We start from the raw sequence: 21289 nt of genomic DNA, 5'->3' as shown, positions 1-21289 counted from the left end.
TTTAATCTTAGATCATCTATTAACGACATTAGTACCAACGATGTTGATTAAACGAATTCTTTTTCCAGTACCACATGGTAATAAAACCAATAACTGCACCTCCAATATGTGCCCAATGTGCTACATTAGAAGGCCCTAAAATGGCTTGCCCAGTAATTCCACCATATAAATCTAATAAGAAATATCCACCTATTAAATATTTTGCTTTGATGGGTATAGGAATAAACATAATGTATAAAGGTAAATTAGGAAACAAAACTGCAAATGCTGCAAGAACCCCAAAGATAGCTCCAGAAGCCCCTACCATCGGAGACACATATGCCCCGATCATTTTTTGTGTCATTTCTTGTGGTATATTGGGGTATACTCTAAACTGTTCAGATGCTATAGCCTCTTGTATAAATTTGGTAACCTCTGCAGGCGAAAACCCGGCTTCAATATACGCCTGATATCCAGGATTGAATTGAAAATACGTAAATAGAATTTGAAAGCCAACTGCTCCCAATCCAGAAAAGAAATAAATGAAAAGAAATTTATTTTTACCAATAAAGTTCTCAAGATGACTACCAAACATATAGAGAGCAAACATATTGAAAAAGATATGGCCTGTACTTGCATGCATAAACATATGCGAGATTATTTGCCATATTTGGAAATTATCATTTTTAGGGAACCAAAGTGCAAATAACTCAAAGGCTTTATCCCCAAGGCTAATTGACCCTATATAAACAATGATATTTATTATCAATAAGACTTTTACCGTTTCTGTAATTCTCCCCATATGTTATTAAAATTTCTTATCGATCTCATCTACAGTTAACGTGATGAAAGTCGGCTTATTATCTGGTGTTACTGTAGGTTCTGTACAGGCAAAAAGACTATTTGCCATATACTGTTGTTGCTCTGGGGCCAAATCTACTCCTGTTCTTATTGCAATACTCTTGGCAATTGATCTTGCCAATGCATCGGTTTGAGAGAAACCAGTATCGGGTACTTCGTTTTCGAGATCACTTAGCAATTGCTCAAACAAAACTGAAACTTCTTTTTCGGATACCACAGAAGGTATGGCTTTTATTTCTATCTCTCCCACAGACAATTCGCCAAACACAAATCCCGTGTTCTCTAATTGCTCTTTGACTGTTTCTAGTAATGCTACTTCTTTTTTAGAAAAAGAAAGTGTAAGTGGAAACAATAATTGTTGACTTACAGCACTAGCCATCGTAATATTTTTTAACAACTCTTCGTATAAGATTCGTTGATGTGCTCTATTTTGATTTATAATTACCATTCCACTTTTAATGGTAGTCACAATATATTTTTTTCTAAGCTGATATGTGGTATGGTGCCCTACTTTTTTATCTTCGGCTTCAAACAAAGAACCGGTAGCTTCGGTACTTTCAAATTCAACTGATGAAAATTCATTCTCTGTTGACTTAGGGGTAGTCATTTCTGATTCTAATCCCACATATAGGTTTTCCCAGCTCCCAGCTGATTCTTTTTTAAATGAAGAGTAGTTTTTACCTGAAGAGGAAGAACCTGATACTGATTTTTTCTCTTCTTTAAATGGATTAAAATCCCGATCCACTTCAATAGTAGGTGCCTGAGCTATCTTACTTTTATACTCATATGGTGTATCCATAGAAGAATCCCGATTAAAATCTAAAACAGGCGCTACATTAAACTGTCCTAAACTATGTTTTATAGTAGAGCGCAACATAGCATATAATGCATGTTCGTCTTCAAATTTAATTTCTGTTTTTGTAGGATGAATATTAATATCGATAGATTTTGGATCTACTTTCAAATAAATAAAATAACTAGGGTGAGCTTTATCTTTCAACAAGCCTTCAAAAGCAGCATTAACAGCATGGTTTAGATAGCCACTTTTAATAAACCGGTCATTTACAAAGAAAAATTGTTCTCCACGTGATCTTTTAGCATATTCGGGTTTACCCACAAAACCACCAATAGCAACAAGATCAGTTTCTTCTTTAATGGGTACTAGTTTTTCATTTGTTTTTCCTCCAAAAATATTTACAATACGTTGGCGCTGATTAGACGATGGTAAATTAAAAACCTCACTCCCATTATGATACATATCAAATCGTATTGATGGGTGCGCCATAACAACACGGTGAAACTCATCTATGATATGACGTAGTTCTACAGCATTTGATTTCAGAAAATTTCGACGAGCCGGAATATTATAAAACAAATTCTTAACACTAATAGAGGTACCCTTTGGCGTAACACACACCTCTTGTGAGATCACTTCACTACCTTCAATTTTAATTTCGGTACCAACCTCAGCATTCTCCTGCTTAGTTTTAAGCTCAACATGCGCAATAGCAGCTATGGATGCCAAAGCTTCACCTCTAAAACCTTTAGTATTAATCTCGAAAAGATCTTCTGCTGCTCTTATTTTTGAAGTTGCATGACGCTCAAAGCTAAGTCTCGCATCGGTAACACTCATCCCCACACCATTATCAATAACCTGAATAAGAGTTTTACCTGCTTCTTTAATAATTAGTTTTATATGATCAGAATGCGCATCAATAGCATTTTCTAGCAACTCTTTAACTACTGAAGCTGGTCTTTGAACCACTTCCCCTGCAGCAATCTGGTTGGCCACGTGATCTGGTAATAGTTGAATAATATCAGACATTTATCGTCTTGCAGTAAATATGGATAAATCAAAATCTATGAGATACAAAAAAAGAAAAAGCAGTATAAGAAAAATCCACAAAACTCTACGATTCACCTTCTTGTCAGAACCTTGTTTTAATTCTTCCCAAGCCGTTGAAAACTTGTCTTTAAAATTATTACTCTTTCCAACATTTCGAAATTTATCAAACCTGTTTTCTATCTGGTATGGGCTACCCTCACCATTATCATCCCAATAACGCGGAGAATAACTGAATTTTTTATTTTTTCTTGTTTTAAATATTCCCATAATCGAATCAAATATACTCAAAATGCACTGTAATCTAAAGCTTTTAGCATTACAATAACAATGAAAGTGGTTAATAATTTTTAGCTAAAGGCTTATGTTTTTAAAACCACTCACAAAAATTGAAGGGACAAAAACCGTAAACCTATCTGAATGTCAGAACTTGTTTTTATTGTGTTGAATAATGAATTAAGTACATATACCGCAACACGAGATGCATAGTACAAATAACGTACCACATCCAAAAAAGCCGAATTAAAAACCTATACAATCAAACTCAAAAATTACTCTTTGTAGAATTTAGCATCTTTGCGCAGTTGTGCCATTTTAATTGCTGCTATAGCAGCTTCAGTCCCTTTATTACCATGCTTACCACCTGAACGATCTATGGATTGTTGCATTGTATTATCGGTTAACACACAAAAAATGACAGGGATATCCCCTTGAATATTTAAATCTTTGATGCCTTGAGTAACCCCTTCGCAAACAAAGTCAAAATGCTTAGTTTCGCCTTGAATAACGCTTCCAATTGCAATAACGGCATCAAGCATATCAAAAGATTCCAGCATTTTTTTACAGCCATAAATCAGTTCAAAACTACCAGGAACATTCCATCGTACAATGTTTTCCTTTATAGCACCGCAGTCAATTAATGCATCAAAAGCCCCCTGAAAAAGACCTTGTGTTATATTTTCATTCCATTCTGAAACAACAATCCCAAACCGAAAATTTTTCGCGTTTGGGATTGTTGCTTTATCGTATTGTGATAAATTTTTATTTTCTGTAGCCATGATGATTAGTTTATCGTTTTTATGTTTCAAGTTCAAAGTTTCTTTTAAAACCCGAAACTTTAAACTATAAACTATTGTTTCATTGCCTGAGCTTGACCAAGATGAACATCTACTTGATTAGCTTCAACGCTTTTAGGAAATTCTTCTTTAATACGTTCTAAATAAGAAATTGCCGCATCAGTTTTATTTAATGATATTGCAGTTATTGCAGCTTTCAATAAAAACTTAGGCGTTGTAAAATCATTAGTTTTAGTTTGTGCAGCTTTTTCATAGTATCCTAATGCTTCTTCTACTTGATCTAACTGCGAAAAAGCATCTCCTATACCTCCTAAGGCTAATGGACCGAGCATCTGGTCATCACTTTTGAAGTTATCTAGATATTCTATAGCTTCTTGGTACTTATTCATGTTAAGGTAAGAAAAACCTGCATAATAATTTGCAAGGTTTGCAGCCTTAGTACCACCATAATTCTCTATTATTTCTAAAAAACCATACTTACCTTCACCTCCATTAAGAGCTAAAGTATATAATGAATCACGAACAGTCGTGTTGCCATTTACTGCATTATCAAAATATTGTTGAGCTTTAAACATTTCATTTGCAGCTTCTTGTTCTTTTGGCTCTTGAATGAATTTCTGAAAACCAAGATACCCTAATATCACAAGAGCTATAACCGCTACGGCCCCAAGTATATACTTTTGGTTTGCCGCAACCCATTCTTCGGTTTTAGAAGCACCTTCATCTAGTGTATTAAATACCTCTGCAGTTGTTGATTTATCTTCAATTTGTTCAACTTCTTCAGCTTTATTTTTAGGTTTGTGTCCTCTTTTCTTATAAGTTGCCATAAATTTTCTTTAATGAAGGGCAAAAATAAAATTTTTATTCATAATTAAAAGCACAACTATTTATTATTTTTCAATATTTTGCAAGGAATAATTACGAATTTCTTTATAGTTACCACTCCCTGATGATCAGTGTTTTATGATTTTAAAATCTCTTTCTTTAATCAATTATAAAAATTTTGAATCCATCAATTTCGATTTTGATGATAAGATAAATTGTTTTGTTGGAAATAATGGAGTCGGAAAAACAAACATTTTGGATGCCATTTATCACCTATCTTTTGGAAAGAGTTATTTTAATCCAATTACCAGTCAAAATATTAAGCATGGCACAGATTTTTTTGTTATTGATGGATTATACACCAAAGAGGATCGTGATGAAAAAGTAATCGTAAGCGTTAAAAGAGGTCAAAAAAAGGTAATCAAACGTAATGGTAAAGCTTATGAAACCTTTAGGGAACATATTGGCTTTTTACCTTTAGTAATAATATCCCCTGCAGATAGAGACTTAATTACTGAAGGCAGCGATATGCGTCGTAAATTTATAGATGGCGTAATTTCTCAAAGCGATCAAAACTATTTAACGACTCTTTTACAATATACAAAACTAGTATCCCAACGTAATGCCCTATTGAAATACTTTGTTGCCAATAACACCTTTGATCCAACTACATTAGATGTTTATAACCAACAACTATATGAATCCGGAAGTATTATTCATAAAAAGAGAAAAGAATTCTTAGAAGTTTTTATCCCTATTTTTATTGATAGATACCAAGCCATAAGCTCCGGAAAAGAACATGTATCTATAGAATATCAAAGTAAACTAACAAAAACCGACCTGTTAACGTTGTTAGAGGAAAACCTGGCAAAAGATAGAACCTTACAGTACACCAGTGTAGGAACACATAAAGATGATTTATCCTTTGAAATAGACTCACATCCTATCAAAAAATTTGGTAGTCAAGGTCAGCAAAAGTCTTTTTTGATTGCGTTAAAACTAGCACAGTTTGATTTTATCAAAAATCACAGCAAAGTGAACCCCATACTTCTATTAGATGATATTTTTGATAAGCTTGATGAGAAGCGCGTAGAACATATTATAAAGCTTGTAGATGATCAAAATTTTGGACAACTCTTTATTAGTGACACACATGCAGATAGAACCGAAGAAGTGGTGAAAAAGATTTCGCAATCGTATAAAATTTTCAAACTGGAAGAAAAGACAAATTCATAAGAAAATGAGAAAAACTGTATTTTACCTAGCATTGATTAGTGTTTTTTCTTGCTCAAAACCTCATCCAGAAAGTTTTACAAAACACATTAATGGATATTGGGAAATAGAACGAGTACTACTATCTAATGGAATTGAAAAAGAATATACCTTTAACCAGAGCATTGACTTTTTTGAAATTAAAGACTCTATTGGAATTCGTAAAAAAGTGCAACCAAGATTAGATGGGAGCTTTATCACGTCAAACGATAGTGAAGTGTTTACCCTAAAAATTGAAAACGACAGCCTAAGAATGCATTACAAGACCTCGCTTTCAGGCTGGACAGAGACCGTTATACTTGCAAAAGAAAATCAGATCATTATCAAAAATGAGGCTGGAAATATGTACTTTTACAAACCGTATCAAAAGATAACATTAGAATGACCAAACGCCATCAGGAACACCAGAGTTTAGGCGATGTTTTAAAAGACTTCGTTACCGACAATAACCTTCAAAAAGGTTTGGATAAGGTTGCTGTAAGAGACGTATGGGAAAAAGTAATGGGTCCAGCAATTACCAAATACACCCAAAATATTAAACTCGAACGCGATACATTATTTGTTCAGCTCTCTTCATCTGTATTAAGAGAAGAACTAGGCTATGGTAAAGAAAAAATAATTACTAACCTTAATGAAGAGCTAGGCAAAGAATTGATTAAAAAATTAGTTCTGAGATAATTTTTCTAATCTATCTTTTACGTATTCAATTTTGGTTTTTCCATGTGGGGTTGGTTTCCCTTTTTCATCTAGATTAACCATTGTAATATTCTCAATCTTAATAATTGTATTACGAGTTAACTTATTTCTTACTTCGCATTTTAATATCAAAGAAGATGTTCCAAATTTTACCACATCAACGCCAATTTCTATGATATCGCCCTGCACTGCAGAACTCACAAAATTGATTTCAGACATATACTTGGTAACTACTCTTCTATTTTCTAATTGTATTCCTGCATATAATGCAGCTTCTTCATCAATCCATTCTAGTAATCTTCCACCAAATAATGTATCGTTTGGATTTAAGTCTCCCGGCTTTACAATTTTCCTTGTATGGTATCTCATAGTTTTTTTGTTTGTTATAAAATTATTGAAAATAACACAAGTAATAGCCTATTTAGAACCATTCAGGAAAGAATTATCACTTTAAAAATTTACATTTAAAAGTTCTAATAGATCAAGAATAATAAATATAATTTTTTACCATTTTGATAGATAAATACTGGTTATATATTATTGAGGAACCTCAATTTGTACACAAAATTTAGAAATCTCTGCGCATCCGGTTATTTCAGAAAGGATACAAACTTCATTATTAGATCCTGGTTCAAACTGAAAAGTAAACATATTATCTGCACCAGGTCCTCCATCATTTTCCTGAAACTCCCCATTGACCAGCCATTTATAAGGAACATCTTGTATTTCGGGAAAATCTGCGGCGAATGTATATGTTGTAGTAACACCTTCTTGTTCTGCTATAAAAAATAACTCTGGGCAAACTGTAATGTCTTTACATTCTTCTATTCCTGAAAGGCAATCTGGGGAGGTTGCTTTAATACACACTTTGTGCAAACCAAAGTCAAACCCACGAGTAATAGCATTCTCTCCTTCTACAAAAGGAAATGTTTCTTGATCAACGATCCAAAACAATTCGTATTCTGGTTTAATTTCAAAATCAGCAATAAATCTATACATGGTGTTAGAAACCCTAGAACTATCGATACGTATAGACGGACAACCTGGACAGGCATCAACAACCTCATAAAAATCAAAATATGTTTGTATCTGTTCTGAAACAGCATCAGACCCAACCAACAAGTTTAAAGGAAACTTAAATTCTGGTTGGTAGTTTTTATTTTGACCATTAAAGAAAGTATCAAACTCTTGATCTGTAGTTATAGGAACCTCTCTTTTAATACTATCTAAAACAGTTACCGGAAAATCAAAAGTAAAACATTGTCTAAATAGCCTTTCAAATTCGTCGCGTAGGCTTGTATACCCACATTCAGTTAAAAGTGAAAGTAATTCTTGTTCGTTTTCAATACGAATACGTGCACTTGTATTTCTGAAGGTAATCTCTATCGGAAATTGTACCCCCGTAATATTAAAATTAGAGCTCTGAGCGGCAATTGTACTTAATAATCCTGCGTAGCTCTCTATACTTATATTTGAATCATTATTATACCCTAAAACAATCGGGTAATTAAATTTAAAACACTGTTGATCTTCGGATAAGGCATCAGTTTCTGAAACCAGGTTTTTAAGAAGAGACACCACTGCGGCATTAGATGTAATATTAATTTGACTATTATTAGGAAAATCAGCTTGATCATCACTTACACAACCAACAAGCAGTACTGCTACCAGTATTGTAATTGCATATAGTATTGTAATTGATGATTTTAGCATAATATAATTCTTCTATTTAAGCTTCTAATATAAGTATAACGAATGAAAGCTACATTACCCTACCCTTTGTTTTTGGTTAATGATCGATAGCCGATAGTCTATAGCATATGGTCGATAGCCAATAACATATAATTATATTTCCTGTATATTTTTACAGTATTCCTGTAATTATATTTATATTTCCTGCATATATTTTATATCTCCTGTATTAAATATAATGCTCCTGTATTATTTTATATAATTCCTGTATATATATTTAATTCTCCTGTATTGCAGGAATCTTAAATATATATGCAGGAATAGTATATTTTTATACAGGAAATATTTATCTATATACAGGAAGTTTATTTTAAATGCAGGAGTTTTATTTTTAAATACAGGAGTATATATCAAAATACTAATCTATCAAAAAACATCTTATTCTTATCTTTTCTTTTTATAATATTGATTAATATACCCTTTGAACCGATCAGGATTATCTTTGAAGACATATTTTCCAGCTCTAGACAGGGCATCCATAGCTTCTTTAAGGTGAATATAGGCCCGATTTCTTATATCTTTAACAGTGCTGTTTTTTAATGTTTCGGCATTGGCTTTAGCTAATAATGTTGCCATTTCTTTTGACAACAAAGCTGCTTTTTCAAGCTTATTTATATCAAAATTAATCACTTTTAATTCTTTTGTATTATTGGCTCCTAATGTACTAAGATCACTTAAGTCTTGTATCACATCTGTGTTTTTCTTTCCTTTACTAATAGTTTTTAAAATACTCAAAAGGTCATTTCTATTATGATAGGCATACTTAAAAGCTGCAAGCAGTTCGCCTCTAAGTGCTAAAGCTATGAGTGCTTTTTCTTTCCATAGTTTTTTAGCCTCTCCAATACTTTTACGTTCTTGTTCCCATAATGATTGAGCATAACGTAATGCCCCGGCACGAACGATAAGATCTTCTCCACATCCTATCCAATCAAAGTTAATTTGTTTTACAAGTATATCAGCATCTTGTTTAGCCCACACATATCGGTTTTCAGCTTCTTGTATTGCTGTATCTATAGGTAAATCTGGTTTTTTAATCAAATCTTTTGGTAATGCTTCTAAAATTTCGAGTTTAGTTTGGTAATGCTCCTGTGACATTTTTATCATTTTTTTAAAGAACCTAAAATTAACATAAAAGTTCATTTTAAAGTCCTTATACTTCGTATTTGATATAAAGACAAAAAAATTCCCCAAAAGTACTAGTTATACTTCTGGGGAATCAACCTAATTAATCTAACCTAACTAACCTATTGTAAATATTTTATTCTTGTACACCATCTGGAATCTCAATAACCTTACATACTGAAGTTCCTGCTGGGCAATCTGGAGTTTCAATCATTAAACACACCTCATATCTTCCCGGGGCATTAAATTGATAATAAAAAGGATTATTATGCGGGAAATCGGGAGATTTGCCTACATAATCTCCATTAACAAACCATTCTAAAGTAACTTCATCAATTCCATCAAAGGCACTAGGATAGAAGTAATACGCAAGGTTATCACCATCTTGCTCATATTCAAAGAATAAGTCTGGGCAATTGCCTACACGAATTTCTTTGCAATACTTTACTCCTTCTGGACAATCAGGAGTTATAACTTTTAAGCATACTTCATGTATACCGTTTTCAAATTGATACACTAAAATTCTACTTCCAACCTGTGGATCCCCTGGCGATTCAACATATTCTCCATTTACGAGCCATATAATCTCACTAATTTCATCTGCACCTTCAATATTTGCTTCAAAAACATAAGTACCTACAGTTCCTGGTTCTATTTCTTTATCAAAAGAAATCTCAGGGCAATTTCCATTTTCTCTCACCACTACTTCTTCACAATATGAAGTTCCTTCTGGACAATCTGGTGTTTCTGTCTTGATACATACTTCGTAAACTCCAGGTTTTTCAAAATCCCATCTTAAGTAATTGTCTTCACCTGGTGCTGAATCTTCAACCAGGTCTCCATTGATAAACCAACCGTATGACACTTCTTCAATACCTTCAAAATCGGCAATAAACTTATAATTAACTTTACCTGAAGGAAGTGTATCGGTTCTAGTTATAAATTTAAGCTCTGGACAAGCTGGATTTGTTACTCCTACTCTTAGCGTTTTGCAATACGAAGTTCCTTCTGGGCATTCTGGAGTTTCAGAAAAAATGCAAATATTATAGATCCCAGGTTCAAAAAATCCTACATACATATTATCGCGGTCATCCAAAATCAATTCTGAATCCACCAAACTATCATTAACAAACCACTCATAAGCTGTCTCTTCAATATTGGGGAAATCTGCGGTAAACTTATAATAACCAAATAGAGAGTCATTAGATATTGTATCATCAACTTTATCTAAACGAACAGAATCTAGTTTCTGAAATGTAAATGCTAATTCTGGACATCTATCAAATTCTTCATTGATCTCACATGATGTTATTACAAATAACATTGTTAATATAGAAAGTAACCAAATACTAAGTTTTTTCATGGTATAATTATTTAAGGGTTATTCATATTATGTTTAGCTCACTAGTATTGCTTCACATAAATGAAACGCCTTAAAAAAAGCTTACCCTACCCCCTTTTGCATTTACAATCTTTTATTTTTTTGATAGCTAAGAAAAAAAATCTAGATTTGGTAACACAATTATATACCCCAAATGTCTGACGATAAAAACTCTACATGTAACGAACAAGCTTTTGATCAGTTTTTCAAAAGTCACTCAAAACTTTTGAGGAATTACCTGTATTATAAATTTGGAGATTTGGATCAAGCAGAAGACATTGTCCAAGATGCATTCATTAAATTATGGAACAACTGCGCTAAGGTTTCTCTGGATAAGGCAAAAAGTTATGTATACACTATTGCTACCAATTTAGGAATTAGCAATGCTCGGCATCAGAAGGTAAAATTTAAATACCAAAATTATATTACACAACGTAAGAGTGATGTACATCATGAATCTCCTGAATTTATTGCTTTGGAAAAAGAGTACATGGATAAATTAAAGAATGCCATTGCGCAATTACCAGAAAGACAGCGAGAAGTTTTCTTGTTAAGTAGAATAGATAAAAAAACCTATAAAGAAATAGCAGAATTATCGGGTGTTTCGGTTAAAGCTATTGAAAAATTGATGCATAAAGCCTTGTTAACTCTTAGGAAGAAGATTGGGAATATTTGATTAACTAGTTTTCAGTATTAAGTCTCAGTTTGCAGTAATAAATAAAAAACGAATTAAGTATGGATTTTAAAAATTTATTAGCCTATAAAAAATCATTTGATTTGGCAATGAAAATATTTGAAATCACAAAAGGATTACCAAAAGAGGAGAAATATGCTCTTACAGATCAAATTAGAAGGTCATCCAGAAGTGTATCCGCAAATATTTCAGAATCGTATAGGAAGAGACGTTATGCAAAAAATTTTATTAGTAAACTCTCTGATAGTGATGCAGAAAATACTGAGACTCAAACATGGCTTGAATTTTCTTTAGCCTGTAAATATATAGACAAAAACACTTTTGATCAACTTATATCTCAAAGCCAAGAGGTTGGAAGTTTGATAAACTACATGATTAATAATCCTAATAAATTTGGGGTAAAAGGAGTATTGAAATATTAGTCAAAAGAAATGATTGTGTACTGAAACTGAAAACTGATAACTAAAAAAAGGTAGGGTAAAACTAAATAAAGACGTTAACTGTATATAGATAGAAGTTATGTTGGACGATAAAAAAGATGATATATTCTTATCAAGATGGATTAACGGAGAACTTTCAGAAGAAGAACTTCGCGAGTTTCAGTCACATCCAGAATATAAACATTATACAAAAATAATGGCTGGCGCAGATGCTTTGAACCTAAAAGAGTACGATGTTGAGAAGGAACTTGCGGCTCTAAAATCAAAACAGCGTAATGAGCCCATAAAAAAAGCAGGGTCAATTGTGAAGTTATGGCCCTATTTTGCTGCTGCGGCTTCTATTGCTATTATCCTAGGTTTATTTTTGTTTAACTCAGGAGAATCATTTAGTACTACGTATGGAGAACAACTTACTGTTACCCTTCCTGATGGTTCAGAAATGATTTTAAATGCAAAATCAAATGCCATTTTTGATAAAAAAAAATGGGATGATAACAGATTAGTAAATCTGGATGGAGAAGCATATTTCAAAGTAAAAAAAGGGAGTACATTTACAGTAGCAACAAAGAACGGAGACGTCACTGTACTGGGTACTCAATTTAATGTACAATCACAAAACGCTTTCTTCGAAGTTCGATGTTTTGAAGGCAAGGTTAGTGTTCTCAATAAAAATCACAAAGAAATTCTTACCGCAGGAAAAGCATATAGAAACCTTGAAAATAACATTCCAGAACAATGGACCTTTACAACGCAACAACCAAGCTGGCTTAGTAATACAAGCTCTTTTAGGAGTACTCCTATCAAATATGTTTTTAAAGAGCTTGAAGAACAATACGACCTAAAAATCAAATCACCATCTATTGACCTTGAAACCATGTATACAGGAACTTTTCCAAATAATGATCAAGAAGTTGCTCTTAAAACAGTTTTTAGTACCTTAGGCATTACCTATAGCCTATCTCAAGATGGTAAGACAGTCGTACTAGAAAAGTAGACTACTTTGGGGCAAGCCTGCAGGGCATTGTTGGAAAATAATTTTGATTTCGAGGCGAGCCTCGAAGCATTTTAAATCTCGATTATCGAGTAAAAGAATGATTAGACTTTTATTTGTATGCATTTTTTTATGGAGCATATCTGTTTTTTCTCAGGAAGAAACAAAAGTCGTTGTGATAGAAAACAAACCTCTGTCTGAAGCTATTCTGACTATAGAGGAGATATATAATCTTAAATTTTCTTATATCGACAATTTAATAGATGATAAGCAGTTATCGATCGCTCTGGACTCAAAACTTTCTTTAAAAGAACTACTCCAAAAACTTCAAGAACAAACTTCTTTTAAATTCGAGCTTACGGGTAGTAATTTTGTTACAATACGAGCATATTCTAAAAAAGATATTATTACGGTATGTGGCTATGTTTTAGATGAAGAAGATAAACCTCTTAAAGATATTGGGATATTTTTTAAAGCCATTAGAGCCAATACTTCAACCGATCAAAATGGCTATTTCGAATATCAAAAAGTTCCTTATAACTCTGTAGTATTAATTAGTGCCCCTGGATTTAGGCAACAAGTACTAAGCTCTGATCTTTTTTTATCTAAGGAGTGTACTAAAATCTATCTCATTCATGAGCAAGAAGAGGTTCTAGATGAAGTCTATATTCAAGAATATTTGGCCAAAGGAATCACTCAAAATAAAAAGATAATCAATATAGATTTAAAAAATGTAGAAGTACTTCCCGGAAGAACAGAACCTGATATTCTACAAAGCGTACAACTTACCCCTGGAGTAAACAATCCATTCGAAACTGCTTCGGGTCTGTTTGTAAGAGGAAGCACTCCCCATCAAAACCTTGTATTATGGAATGGTATTAAAACCTATCAGCAAGGACACTTTTTTGGGATGTTATCCGCATTTAATCCATATGTTGCAAAAGAAGTTAATTTTTCTAAAAGTGGTATTAGCGCACAATATGGTGATCGCATTGCGGGAGTTATTGATATCAAATCTGAAAACAAAATTGCCGAACGCTTTTCGGGAGGTGCAGGTTTTAATATGATCAATGCAGATGCCGTAATACATACTCCAATTATCAAAGATAAGGTATCACTACAGGTTTCAGGAAGAAGATCTTATGCCGATTTACTGGAAACATTTACCTATAAACAACTTGCAGACCGTGTTTTTCAAAATACCAAAATTAATGAGATAACAAATCTCAATGAAGAGGAAAACAACTTCTATTACACAGATTACAATGCAAATTTGACTGTAAAGCCTTCACAAAATGACACCTTTGAAGTCAATACCATCTACGGAAAAAATGATCTTGATTTCAGAAGAGGCAATGCTACTGAATCTTTTAACGATGCACTCATCACAGAAAATGAAGGATATAATTTTAAATGGAATACCATTTACAACCGTAATCTATCTATGCAAACCAGTGGGTATTATGCAAAATACGTATTGAATTATCAATTTATAACCAGGAACCTGGGCACGATTGCAGAAGTTGAGAGCAAAAAGAATAGTGTTAGAGATTTTGGGGCAGCTTTGAATTTACGTTACAACATATCCGATTATCAGAACCTTACAGGAGGATATCAATTTTCGAATAATGATATCAGATATGCTTTTGTAACAAATACTCCGGATTATGAGTTGATTTTGGACCAAGATGATCGATTTCTAAATACACATGCCGCATATGCCGAATACAAATATGAAAACCCAAAGAACGTATATATATCTGCAGGATTGCGATTTAATCATTATACAGAATTAAACACTTCATTTATTGAACCCAGAGTTTTCATACAAAAACACCTTACCAAAAATTGGAAAATAAATGCTAGCGGAGAGTATCGAAGTCAAGCTGTAAGTCAGATTCAAGAATCAGTAGTGAGTGATTTGTCTCTCGAAAATCAAGTATGGACATTAGCAAACAATGATAAATTTCCAATAATTACTAGTTATCAATATACGTTAGGCAGTAGCTTCAGAAAAAAGAAATGGTATTTTGATATTGACAGCTATTACAAACAAATTGATGACATCACAACGCTCACCTCAGGTTTTATCAACCCAATAGACAATACCTATCACACTGGGAAAAGTACAGTTTATGGTCTTGATTTCTTTTTAAAAAAGAGGTTCAGAAAATACAAAACCTGGGTAAGTTATTCTTATATCAACACGAGCAATACTTTTGATAACATCAATAACAATGAGTCTTTTCCTGGAAATTGGAATATAGAGCATACCATAAAATGGTCTCATTTCTATAAAATTGATAATTTCCAATTTTCGCTAGGATGGCTATGGCATACAGGTAAAGCTTTTACAAATATATCAGGAGTAGATGAAAGCGGTGAACTTGTAGTGCTAGAATTTGGTAAAATCAATAGTAACAATCTTCCTGTATATCACAGATTAGATTTTTCTGCAATTTATGATTTTAAGATCGGGTATAATCCTAATATCAAATACCGAATCGGATTATCTGTATTAAATCTTTATGATCGAAAAAACCTCTTAAACAAAGAGTTTAGAGCTACAAACTCGTTAGAAAATCAATTAATAAGCTCTGATATCTTTTCGTTAGGCATTACTCCTAATCTAAGTTTTAGAGTATTCTGGTAATCAAAAAACCATCTCAACTTTGAGATGGTTTTTGTTTTTTTATATAAAATCGTTCTTTCTTAGAACTGCTCTCTTCCAGAAAAATGGAAAGCACCTTCGATAGCTGCATTTTCATCACTATCACTACCATGTACTGCATTTTCACTAATTGAAGTAGCATACTTCTTACGAATTGTTCCTTCTGCCGCTTCTTCAGGGTTAGTTGCACCGATTAACGTTCTAAAATCTTCTACAGCATTTTCTTTTTCTAAAATAGCAGCCACAATTGGACCGCTAGTCATATAGTCTACTAATTCTCCGTAGAAAGGACGCTCTTTATGTACTGCATAAAACTCTTTAGCATCAGCAGTAGTAAGTTCTGTCAATTTCATTGCTACAATTCTAAAACCTGAAGCAGTAATTTGCTCTAGGATTGCCCCAATGTATCCTTTTCTTACCGCATCCGGCTTAAGCATTGTAAAAGTTCTGTTTGTTGCCATCGTATTTTGTTTTGTTGTCTACTTCTATATTAAATAGAAATATTTTTATGAATTATTATTTCGGATAAAAATCCTTTTTCTAAATTTTGGTGCAAAAGTATATTAAAAAGCATCAAAAACAAGAATTATTTTTGATGCTTTTTAATATTGGTACTAAATTTTTAGTTTTTTGGGTATTGTCTCTTAAATTCCTGATACACTATACCATTTTTGCCTCTTATTTGCATATTAACAGTATAGGTATCAAGGTCAAACTTGAGTAATCCAAAGCTGGGAGTTGAAATTACTCTACCCACTCTATATCGATTAGACTCTCCTTTATAATTAGAATGCGAGTGCGTTAATCCGCTCGAGGTAAAATCAACAAGCGGATATTTTAGTCCCTTTATTTTAGTCATCGAAAATTCAGAAATATGACGATCTCCAGAAAGTATAATGACATTTCTTACTGCTTTACTTACTAACAATTGCTGAAGTCGTTCCACCTCGTGAGGAAAGTTACCCCAGGTTTCAAAACCATGTTCTGAGGATAGAAACTGTATACTGCTTACAATAATTACAAAATCAGAATAGTTACTTTCTAGCTCTTTTTCTAACCATTTCCATTGCTTTTCTCCTAATAAAGTTCCTTCATTATTCATATAAGGTTCATAACGCCTACCTTCAATAGCACTTTTTTTCAATGGAGACCTAAAATATCGGGTATCTAATACTATTACTTTTACATTTCCCTTTTCGATATCAAATACTTTTGAAGTATATACCCCTTCTTGTAATCTTCTTGGGCTATCATCTGATATCCCTAAAAAATCCAAAAACAAGTGTTGACTTTCGTTTTTCTTTTCCCACTCGGCTCCTACATCATTTTTTCCATAATCATGGTCATCCCATGTCGCCATTATGGGTATAGATCGTTTTAGTTTTTTATAGCCTTCATTATTGTTTTGTGTTTTGTAACCCAAGCTGACCACATTCATATCATCAGAATCGGCATAAATATTATCTCCTCCCCAAATAAATACATTAGGATTATTTTTTAAAATTTCTTCCCAAAAAGGTTGAGGTTCGTTTACTTTATTACAACTTCCAAACGCAATGATAAAATCTGAGGCATTTGTCTCATTGCTTGTTTGTGTAAAACACAACTGGATGTAGCATAAAAATACTGTAGTTACAATCTTTTTAATTTTCATATACATTGAAATAAGTGTCACACAAAATTAGTTGATCTAATATTACTAAAATATTATTTATTGTATATTCGCTGCCTTATGAATGATAAAGATATACATGAAATAAAAGAGGTGCTACGCACACCGAAAAATATCGTAATCACCGCTCACAAAAATCCTGATGGAGATGCAATTGGCTCAACGTTGGCATTGCATCAATATCTTACTGCTTTAGGTCATACTTCTAAGGTAATAACACCTAATGAGTATCCAAACTTTTTAAAATGGATTCCTAAAGAGGATACCATAATTAAATTTGATAGTAATACTGATATTGCAATTTCTGAAATAGAAAAAGCTGATCTTATTTTTACTTTAGATTTTAATCACTTATCCAGAAGTGGAGATATGGAAAACATACTAGCAAAAGCCAAGGCAACTTTTGTTATGATTGATCATCATCAACAACCAGATGATTATGCCAAATACACGTATAGTGATGTAACGATGTGTTCTACCTGTCAGATGATCTATCATTTCATTGAAAAAATGAACGACCTGGATAAAATCACTCCAGAAATAGCCACTTGTATCTATGTAGGTATTATGACTGATACCGGATCTTTTAGGTTTAGATCAACTACAAGTACTACCCACCGCGTAGTAGCAGATCTCATTGACAAAGGCGCAGATAATACCAGTATTCATGAAAAAATCTATGATTCTAATACAATTTCTAGACTGAGATTAAAGGGTATTGCATTAAATAATTTAAAAGTGCTACCTGAATATAATACAGCCTATATATCCATGTCTCAAAAAGAATTAGATCAAAATAATTTCAAAAAAGGAGATACCGAAGGTTTTGTCAACTTAGGATTATCTATTGAAGGGATTAAATTTGCAGTGATTTTTATTGAAAACAAAGGCGAAGGAATTATAAAAATATCTTTACGTTCTAAAGGTGATTTTTCTGTTAATGAATTCTCGAGAAATCATTTTGAGGGAGGTGGCCATCATAACGCTGCCGGAGGAAAAAGTAATCTCTCGCTATCTGATACCATTGATAAATTTATTAGTATCTTACCGTCTTATAAAAATGTCCTAAATCAATGAGAATAATTCTTTCAATGTTAGGTGTTCTTTTTCTGATGTTTTCTTGTAAAGCGCCCGAAGCCAGAAAACCTATAACTATAAAATCAGGATCTTTTATTAGTGACAGTAAATCTATTCATCGCAATAAAGAACTTGCAGCAAAAGAAGAAGCAATAATTCAAAAAATTATTGATACTGATACAGTGCATGATTATATAACTTCTGAAGGAGGGTTTTGGTATTACTACAGTAAAAAAGACACCATATCCAGTAGAACACCCAAATTTGGAGATATTGTAAATTTCAATTATGATGTAAAAGATTTAAAAGGAAATACAATATACTCTCAACAAGAATTAGACACCATTACCTATTACATCGATAAAGAAGAATTATTTTTAGGTCTTCGTGAAGGTTTAAAGATTATGAAAGAAGGTGAAACTGTTACTTTTCTCTTTCCTTCATACCAGGCATATGGATATTATGGCGATGATCATAAGATTGGGACAAATATTCCGTTAATGACAGAAGTAACATTAAATACAATCACAAAAGAATCAACAACAAAAAATTAAAATTTTTAATACACAATGAAAAAACTAAGTCTTTTATTTTTAGCTCTTATCACAATAACTGTGAGTAGTTGTAATGAAAAATACCCTGATTTACAAGAAGGTATTTATGCCGAAATTGTAACCAACAAAGGTACGGCTGTTGCAAAATTATACCATGACCAAACTCCAATGACCGTTGCTAATTTTGTATCATTAGCGGAAGGTACAAATACAATGGTAGACAGTACTTATAAAGGGAAAAAATATTATAACGGAATTATATTTCATAGAGTCATTAAAGATTTTATGATCCAAACAGGAGATCCCTTAGGAACAGGTACAGGAGATCCGGGGTACAAATTTCCAGATGAGATTGTGGACTCACTTACACACAAATCAAAAGGGATTTTATCAATGGCTAATTCTGGACCAGGTACTAATGGTAGCCAATTCTTTATTACGCTAAAAGCTACCCCATGGTTAAATGGAAAGCATACTGTTTTTGGAGAAATTGTTATGGGACAAGATATTATTGATAGCATTGGAGTAGCCAAAACAGGCCCTAGAGATAAGCCAGAGAGTGAAATAAAAATGCTTGAAGTAAATATCATCCGTAAAGGTTCTGATGCTAAAGCTTTTGATACAGACGCAGCTTTTACTAATAAATTAAAAGCTCTTGAAGAAGAAAAAGCAGAAAAAGAGCGTTTAGCAAAAGAAAGAAATGAAGCGACTGCTAAAAAATTTAATGAGTTAAAAGCTTCTGCTAAAAAATATGACAGTGGTTTAGAAATAGCCTTTGTAACCGAAGGTGATGGAACAAAGCCAAAATCATCAGATACTGTACTTGTAAATTATGCGGGATATTTTGCCGATGGAAGAATATTTGATACTAATATCCTTGAAGTAGCAAAAGAAACAGGAACGTTTGACCAGCGTAGAGCTGATCATCCAAAGGGGTATGCGCCAATGCCAATGCCTTATTCACCAGATGCTCAAATGATTCCTGGATTTAAAGAAGGTGCACAGCAAATGAAAGTTGGAGACAAAGCCATACTTTTTATTCCTGCTCACCTTGGCTATGGAGAAAGAGGTGCTGGACCAATCCCACCTAATACAGACTTAATCTTCGAACTAGAAATTGTTGACATACAGGATCCTAACAGTGCTCCGCAAGGACATTCAAAGGGTGATGGTCATGGTCACTAGAAACGAACAAATAAAATAAAAAAAGCATCTCAATATTGAGATGCTTTTTTTATTCGTTCTATGTTTTTATCAAATCTCAGGGTTAGGAAAGAAAAAACAACAAATTTACACACTTACCTTGTATGTAGATACAAACTCTGTACGGCAATAAAATGTATAGCCAGAATCCATAAAAGTTTTTGCCACAGCTTTTACAATATTTTCACAGCGTTTATCGAAGATCACAGAATTTTTTAATTTCTTATTCCAACTTGATTCATAAAGTTCAAGTGAATAACTCCAATCCCCAACAAAGTTTTCACATTTTTCGTCAACCCAATTAATTTGCATGTATTGATTTGTTGCATTAATGGATATTAGAAAGCCTTTGCCCAAATTCGCATTTTCTTTTTCTTCTAACATCTTTGTAAGAAGAATGCCTAGTTCTGATTTAACATCAGCAACAGACTTAGCTTTTGAATCATAAACAGTTTCTTTTTCTTCTTGATTGAATGCTCTCCAACTCATCTTTATAGCTTTTAATTCTTTATAAACTCTATTTCACATTGTCTTCAGTCCTTACTAATTATTCTTCCCTTAGGGCTTATTTCTAACTCATATGCGCTAGAAATAATATCTTCAAAAGCATCTGTTGTCTCTTCATCTTCAATAAGGGTGGCATGGATATCCTCTTTTTTAATTGATATTTTGCCTTGATCTATCGTTATAGCAAGTTGGGTAGCAAAATACTCATTACTTCCCATATTAGAATCATAACAAAAACATCCCAGCCCTCTATAATCAATAATTTTTCCATCGTAAGATAAGGTTGCTAAGTCCATAAAGTAATTATGTATTCCCATTGCTCCCGGGTCATAGTATCTTGTATGTATTAAACCAAAGTAATTATTATCAAAAAAGACGTATCCATAGAATATTGCTCCATATCCCAAATTTTCTTCTTGAGTAATCTCCTGATCTAGAAAATGGTTTAACAATTCAATGTCCATATCTTTCTTGTCATTAGGCTGAGAAAATGTAAAGGGATAGGTTATGGGTTCAAAATTTACAACAAATGCTCTTAAAGAATCATTTTTGATGGTATGAATTCCATTTGTAGTGATATGATCAGTATTTGGAATCGAATCTTTTTGTCTAAAACTTTTAAAACTAAAAGCTATAAAAACTATACTAAAAATGTATCGTATTAACATTGCAA

At 32.8% G+C, this 21289-nt stretch carries 23 protein-coding genes; 10 read left to right on the top strand and 13 right to left on the bottom strand.

Features of this window, described 5'->3' with window-relative positions; all coding sequences use genetic code 11:
* Positions 1-28: 28 nt before the first annotated feature.
* From JJQ60_RS12195 to JJQ60_RS12175, 5 genes are all read right to left on the bottom strand, one after another.
* Positions 29-781, bottom strand: coding sequence for a rhomboid family intramembrane serine protease (locus tag JJQ60_RS12195; protein ID WP_201920165.1), 753 nt, complete (start codon positions 779-781; stop codon positions 29-31).
* Between the two features lie 6 nt (positions 782-787).
* Positions 788-2665: a DNA mismatch repair endonuclease MutL gene (gene mutL, locus JJQ60_RS12190; RefSeq protein WP_201920163.1), complete on the bottom strand. Its 1878-nt coding sequence runs from the start codon at positions 2663-2665 to the stop codon at positions 788-790.
* Positions 2666-2953 (bottom strand): riboflavin synthase subunit beta, encoded by a 288-nt coding sequence (locus tag JJQ60_RS12185; RefSeq protein WP_201920159.1) that lies wholly within the window; start codon positions 2951-2953, stop codon positions 2666-2668.
* 281 nt (positions 2954-3234) lie between these two features.
* The gene (gene ribH / locus JJQ60_RS12180; RefSeq protein WP_201920155.1) at positions 3235-3741 is read right to left on the bottom strand and encodes a 6,7-dimethyl-8-ribityllumazine synthase; all 507 of its coding nucleotides are present in this window, start codon (positions 3739-3741) and stop codon (positions 3235-3237) included.
* Between the two features lie 71 nt (positions 3742-3812).
* Positions 3813-4586, bottom strand: coding sequence for a tetratricopeptide repeat protein (locus tag JJQ60_RS12175; RefSeq protein ID WP_201920152.1), 774 nt, complete (start codon positions 4584-4586; stop codon positions 3813-3815).
* Positions 4587-4722: 136 nt separating this feature from the next.
* Here JJQ60_RS12175 and recF point away from each other — a divergent pair, with 136 nt between their 5' ends.
* Genes recF through JJQ60_RS12160 form a run of 3 tightly spaced genes read left to right on the top strand, consistent with a single transcriptional unit; the run spans position 4723 to position 6534 of the window.
* Entirely contained in the window at positions 4723-5820 is a 1098-nt protein-coding gene (gene recF, locus JJQ60_RS12170) for a DNA replication/repair protein RecF (protein ID WP_201920149.1), read from the top strand.
* A 4-nt stretch (positions 5821-5824) separates the two neighbouring features.
* A complete protein-coding gene (locus JJQ60_RS12165) occupies positions 5825-6241 on the top strand; it encodes a lipocalin family protein (RefSeq protein ID WP_201920146.1) in 417 nt (138 codons plus the stop codon).
* A complete protein-coding gene (locus JJQ60_RS12160) occupies positions 6238-6534 on the top strand; it encodes a DUF721 domain-containing protein (protein ID WP_201920144.1) in 297 nt (98 codons plus the stop codon). Before JJQ60_RS12165 ends, JJQ60_RS12160 begins: the two co-directional genes overlap by 4 nt.
* Here JJQ60_RS12160 and JJQ60_RS12155 read toward each other — a convergent pair.
* The 4 genes from JJQ60_RS12155 to JJQ60_RS12140 all read right to left on the bottom strand — a co-directional run bounded on the left by JJQ60_RS12155 (position 6520) and on the right by JJQ60_RS12140 (position 10789).
* Positions 6520-6921: an acyl-CoA thioesterase gene (locus tag JJQ60_RS12155; protein ID WP_201920142.1), complete on the bottom strand. Its 402-nt coding sequence runs from the start codon at positions 6919-6921 to the stop codon at positions 6520-6522. The two genes, JJQ60_RS12160 and JJQ60_RS12155, sit on opposite strands and share 15 nt — an antisense overlap.
* A 168-nt stretch (positions 6922-7089) precedes the next feature.
* Entirely contained in the window at positions 7090-8265 is a 1176-nt protein-coding gene (locus tag JJQ60_RS12150; RefSeq protein WP_201920140.1) for a hypothetical protein, read from the bottom strand.
* 423 nt (positions 8266-8688) lie between these two features.
* Complete coding sequence (locus tag JJQ60_RS12145; protein ID WP_201920138.1) at positions 8689-9399, bottom strand: hypothetical protein; 711 nt, start codon at positions 9397-9399, stop codon at positions 8689-8691.
* A 163-nt stretch (positions 9400-9562) separates the two neighbouring features.
* Positions 9563-10789 carry a hypothetical protein gene (locus JJQ60_RS12140; protein WP_201920135.1) on the bottom strand — a complete coding sequence of 409 codons (1227 nt, stop codon included), beginning with the start codon at positions 10787-10789 and terminating at the stop codon, positions 9563-9565.
* 172 nt (positions 10790-10961) lie between these two features.
* Here JJQ60_RS12140 and JJQ60_RS12135 point away from each other — a divergent pair, with 172 nt between their 5' ends.
* From JJQ60_RS12135 to JJQ60_RS12120, 4 genes are all read left to right on the top strand, one after another.
* On the top strand, positions 10962-11483 hold the full coding sequence (locus JJQ60_RS12135) for an RNA polymerase sigma factor (protein ID WP_201920132.1): 522 nt from the start codon (positions 10962-10964) through the stop codon (positions 11481-11483).
* A gap of 59 nt (positions 11484-11542) precedes the next feature.
* A complete protein-coding gene (locus tag JJQ60_RS12130; protein ID WP_201920129.1) occupies positions 11543-11923 on the top strand; it encodes a four helix bundle protein in 381 nt (126 codons plus the stop codon).
* Between the two features lie 97 nt (positions 11924-12020).
* Positions 12021-12935, top strand: a complete 915-nt coding sequence (locus JJQ60_RS12125; RefSeq protein ID WP_201920126.1) for a FecR family protein — start codon at positions 12021-12023, stop codon at positions 12933-12935.
* 97 nt (positions 12936-13032) lie between these two features.
* A complete protein-coding gene (locus JJQ60_RS12120) occupies positions 13033-15585 on the top strand; it encodes a TonB-dependent receptor (protein WP_201920123.1) in 2553 nt (850 codons plus the stop codon).
* Positions 15586-15644: 59 nt separating this feature from the next.
* On the opposite strand, the gene JJQ60_RS12115 is transcribed toward JJQ60_RS12120, so the two are convergent.
* Both JJQ60_RS12115 and JJQ60_RS12110 read right to left on the bottom strand, forming a co-directional pair.
* Positions 15645-16064, bottom strand: a complete 420-nt coding sequence (locus tag JJQ60_RS12115) for a nucleoside-diphosphate kinase (protein ID WP_201920120.1) — start codon at positions 16062-16064, stop codon at positions 15645-15647.
* A 161-nt stretch (positions 16065-16225) separates the two neighbouring features.
* Positions 16226-17257, bottom strand: a complete 1032-nt coding sequence (locus tag JJQ60_RS12110; protein WP_201920117.1) for an alkaline phosphatase D family protein — start codon at positions 17255-17257, stop codon at positions 16226-16228.
* Between the two features lie 78 nt (positions 17258-17335).
* Here JJQ60_RS12110 and JJQ60_RS12105 point away from each other — a divergent pair, with 78 nt between their 5' ends.
* The 3 genes from JJQ60_RS12105 to JJQ60_RS12095 are packed head-to-tail and all read left to right on the top strand — an operon-like array spanning position 17336 to position 20091.
* Complete coding sequence (locus tag JJQ60_RS12105) at positions 17336-18352, top strand: DHH family phosphoesterase (RefSeq protein WP_201920115.1); 1017 nt, start codon at positions 17336-17338, stop codon at positions 18350-18352.
* The gene (gldI, locus tag JJQ60_RS12100) at positions 18349-18906 is read left to right on the top strand and encodes a gliding motility-associated peptidyl-prolyl isomerase GldI (protein WP_201920112.1); all 558 of its coding nucleotides are present in this window, start codon (positions 18349-18351) and stop codon (positions 18904-18906) included. The genes JJQ60_RS12105 and gldI overlap by 4 nt, the downstream gene beginning before the upstream one ends.
* 15 nt (positions 18907-18921) lie before the next feature.
* Positions 18922-20091 (top strand): peptidylprolyl isomerase, encoded by a 1170-nt coding sequence (locus JJQ60_RS12095; protein WP_201920109.1) that lies wholly within the window; start codon positions 18922-18924, stop codon positions 20089-20091.
* Between the two features lie 105 nt (positions 20092-20196).
* On the opposite strand, the gene JJQ60_RS12090 is transcribed toward JJQ60_RS12095, so the two are convergent.
* Both JJQ60_RS12090 and JJQ60_RS12085 read right to left on the bottom strand, forming a co-directional pair.
* The gene (locus JJQ60_RS12090) at positions 20197-20598 is read right to left on the bottom strand and encodes a hypothetical protein (protein ID WP_201920106.1); all 402 of its coding nucleotides are present in this window, start codon (positions 20596-20598) and stop codon (positions 20197-20199) included.
* 44 nt (positions 20599-20642) lie between these two features.
* Positions 20643-21284, bottom strand: a complete 642-nt coding sequence (locus tag JJQ60_RS12085) for a hypothetical protein (RefSeq protein ID WP_201920103.1) — start codon at positions 21282-21284, stop codon at positions 20643-20645.
* Between the last annotated feature and the right edge of the window lie 5 nt (positions 21285-21289).

This window comes from Aquimarina mytili (assembly GCF_016735115.1).
Lineage (GTDB): Bacteria > Bacteroidota > Bacteroidia > Flavobacteriales > Flavobacteriaceae > Aquimarina > Aquimarina mytili.
The sequence above is the reverse complement of the archived record's forward strand: the minus strand, read 5'-3'. Positions and strand labels throughout refer to the sequence as shown.

Excerpts from the sequence above, each read along its gene's own strand:
- JJQ60_RS12195 (WP_201920165.1), bottom strand. The coding sequence starts at position 781 with ATGGGGAGAATTACAGAAACGGTAAAAGTCTTATTGATAATAAATATC.
- mutL (WP_201920163.1), bottom strand. The coding sequence starts at position 2,665 with ATGTCTGATATTATTCAACTATTACCAGATCACGTGGCCAACCAGATT.
- JJQ60_RS12185 (WP_201920159.1), bottom strand. The coding sequence starts at position 2,953 with ATGGGAATATTTAAAACAAGAAAAAATAAAAAATTCAGTTATTCTCCG.
- ribH (WP_201920155.1), bottom strand. The coding sequence starts at position 3,741 with ATGGCTACAGAAAATAAAAATTTATCACAATACGATAAAGCAACAATC.
- JJQ60_RS12175 (WP_201920152.1), bottom strand. The coding sequence starts at position 4,586 with ATGGCAACTTATAAGAAAAGAGGACACAAACCTAAAAATAAAGCTGAA.
- recF (WP_201920149.1), top strand. The coding sequence starts at position 4,723 with ATGATTTTAAAATCTCTTTCTTTAATCAATTATAAAAATTTTGAATCC.
- JJQ60_RS12165 (WP_201920146.1), top strand. The coding sequence starts at position 5,825 with ATGAGAAAAACTGTATTTTACCTAGCATTGATTAGTGTTTTTTCTTGC.
- JJQ60_RS12160 (WP_201920144.1), top strand. The coding sequence starts at position 6,238 with ATGACCAAACGCCATCAGGAACACCAGAGTTTAGGCGATGTTTTAAAA.
- JJQ60_RS12155 (WP_201920142.1), bottom strand. The coding sequence starts at position 6,921 with ATGAGATACCATACAAGGAAAATTGTAAAGCCGGGAGACTTAAATCCA.
- JJQ60_RS12150 (WP_201920140.1), bottom strand. The coding sequence starts at position 8,265 with ATGCTAAAATCATCAATTACAATACTATATGCAATTACAATACTGGTA.
- JJQ60_RS12145 (WP_201920138.1), bottom strand. The coding sequence starts at position 9,399 with ATGTCACAGGAGCATTACCAAACTAAACTCGAAATTTTAGAAGCATTA.
- JJQ60_RS12140 (WP_201920135.1), bottom strand. The coding sequence starts at position 10,789 with ATGAAAAAACTTAGTATTTGGTTACTTTCTATATTAACAATGTTATTT.
- JJQ60_RS12135 (WP_201920132.1), top strand. The coding sequence starts at position 10,962 with ATGTCTGACGATAAAAACTCTACATGTAACGAACAAGCTTTTGATCAG.
- JJQ60_RS12130 (WP_201920129.1), top strand. The coding sequence starts at position 11,543 with ATGGATTTTAAAAATTTATTAGCCTATAAAAAATCATTTGATTTGGCA.
- JJQ60_RS12125 (WP_201920126.1), top strand. The coding sequence starts at position 12,021 with ATGTTGGACGATAAAAAAGATGATATATTCTTATCAAGATGGATTAAC.
- JJQ60_RS12120 (WP_201920123.1), top strand. The coding sequence starts at position 13,033 with ATGATTAGACTTTTATTTGTATGCATTTTTTTATGGAGCATATCTGTT.
- JJQ60_RS12115 (WP_201920120.1), bottom strand. The coding sequence starts at position 16,064 with ATGGCAACAAACAGAACTTTTACAATGCTTAAGCCGGATGCGGTAAGA.
- JJQ60_RS12110 (WP_201920117.1), bottom strand. The coding sequence starts at position 17,257 with ATGAAAATTAAAAAGATTGTAACTACAGTATTTTTATGCTACATCCAG.
- JJQ60_RS12105 (WP_201920115.1), top strand. The coding sequence starts at position 17,336 with ATGAATGATAAAGATATACATGAAATAAAAGAGGTGCTACGCACACCG.
- gldI (WP_201920112.1), top strand. The coding sequence starts at position 18,349 with ATGAGAATAATTCTTTCAATGTTAGGTGTTCTTTTTCTGATGTTTTCT.
- JJQ60_RS12095 (WP_201920109.1), top strand. The coding sequence starts at position 18,922 with ATGAAAAAACTAAGTCTTTTATTTTTAGCTCTTATCACAATAACTGTG.
- JJQ60_RS12090 (WP_201920106.1), bottom strand. The coding sequence starts at position 20,598 with ATGAGTTGGAGAGCATTCAATCAAGAAGAAAAAGAAACTGTTTATGAT.
- JJQ60_RS12085 (WP_201920103.1), bottom strand. The coding sequence starts at position 21,284 with ATGTTAATACGATACATTTTTAGTATAGTTTTTATAGCTTTTAGTTTT.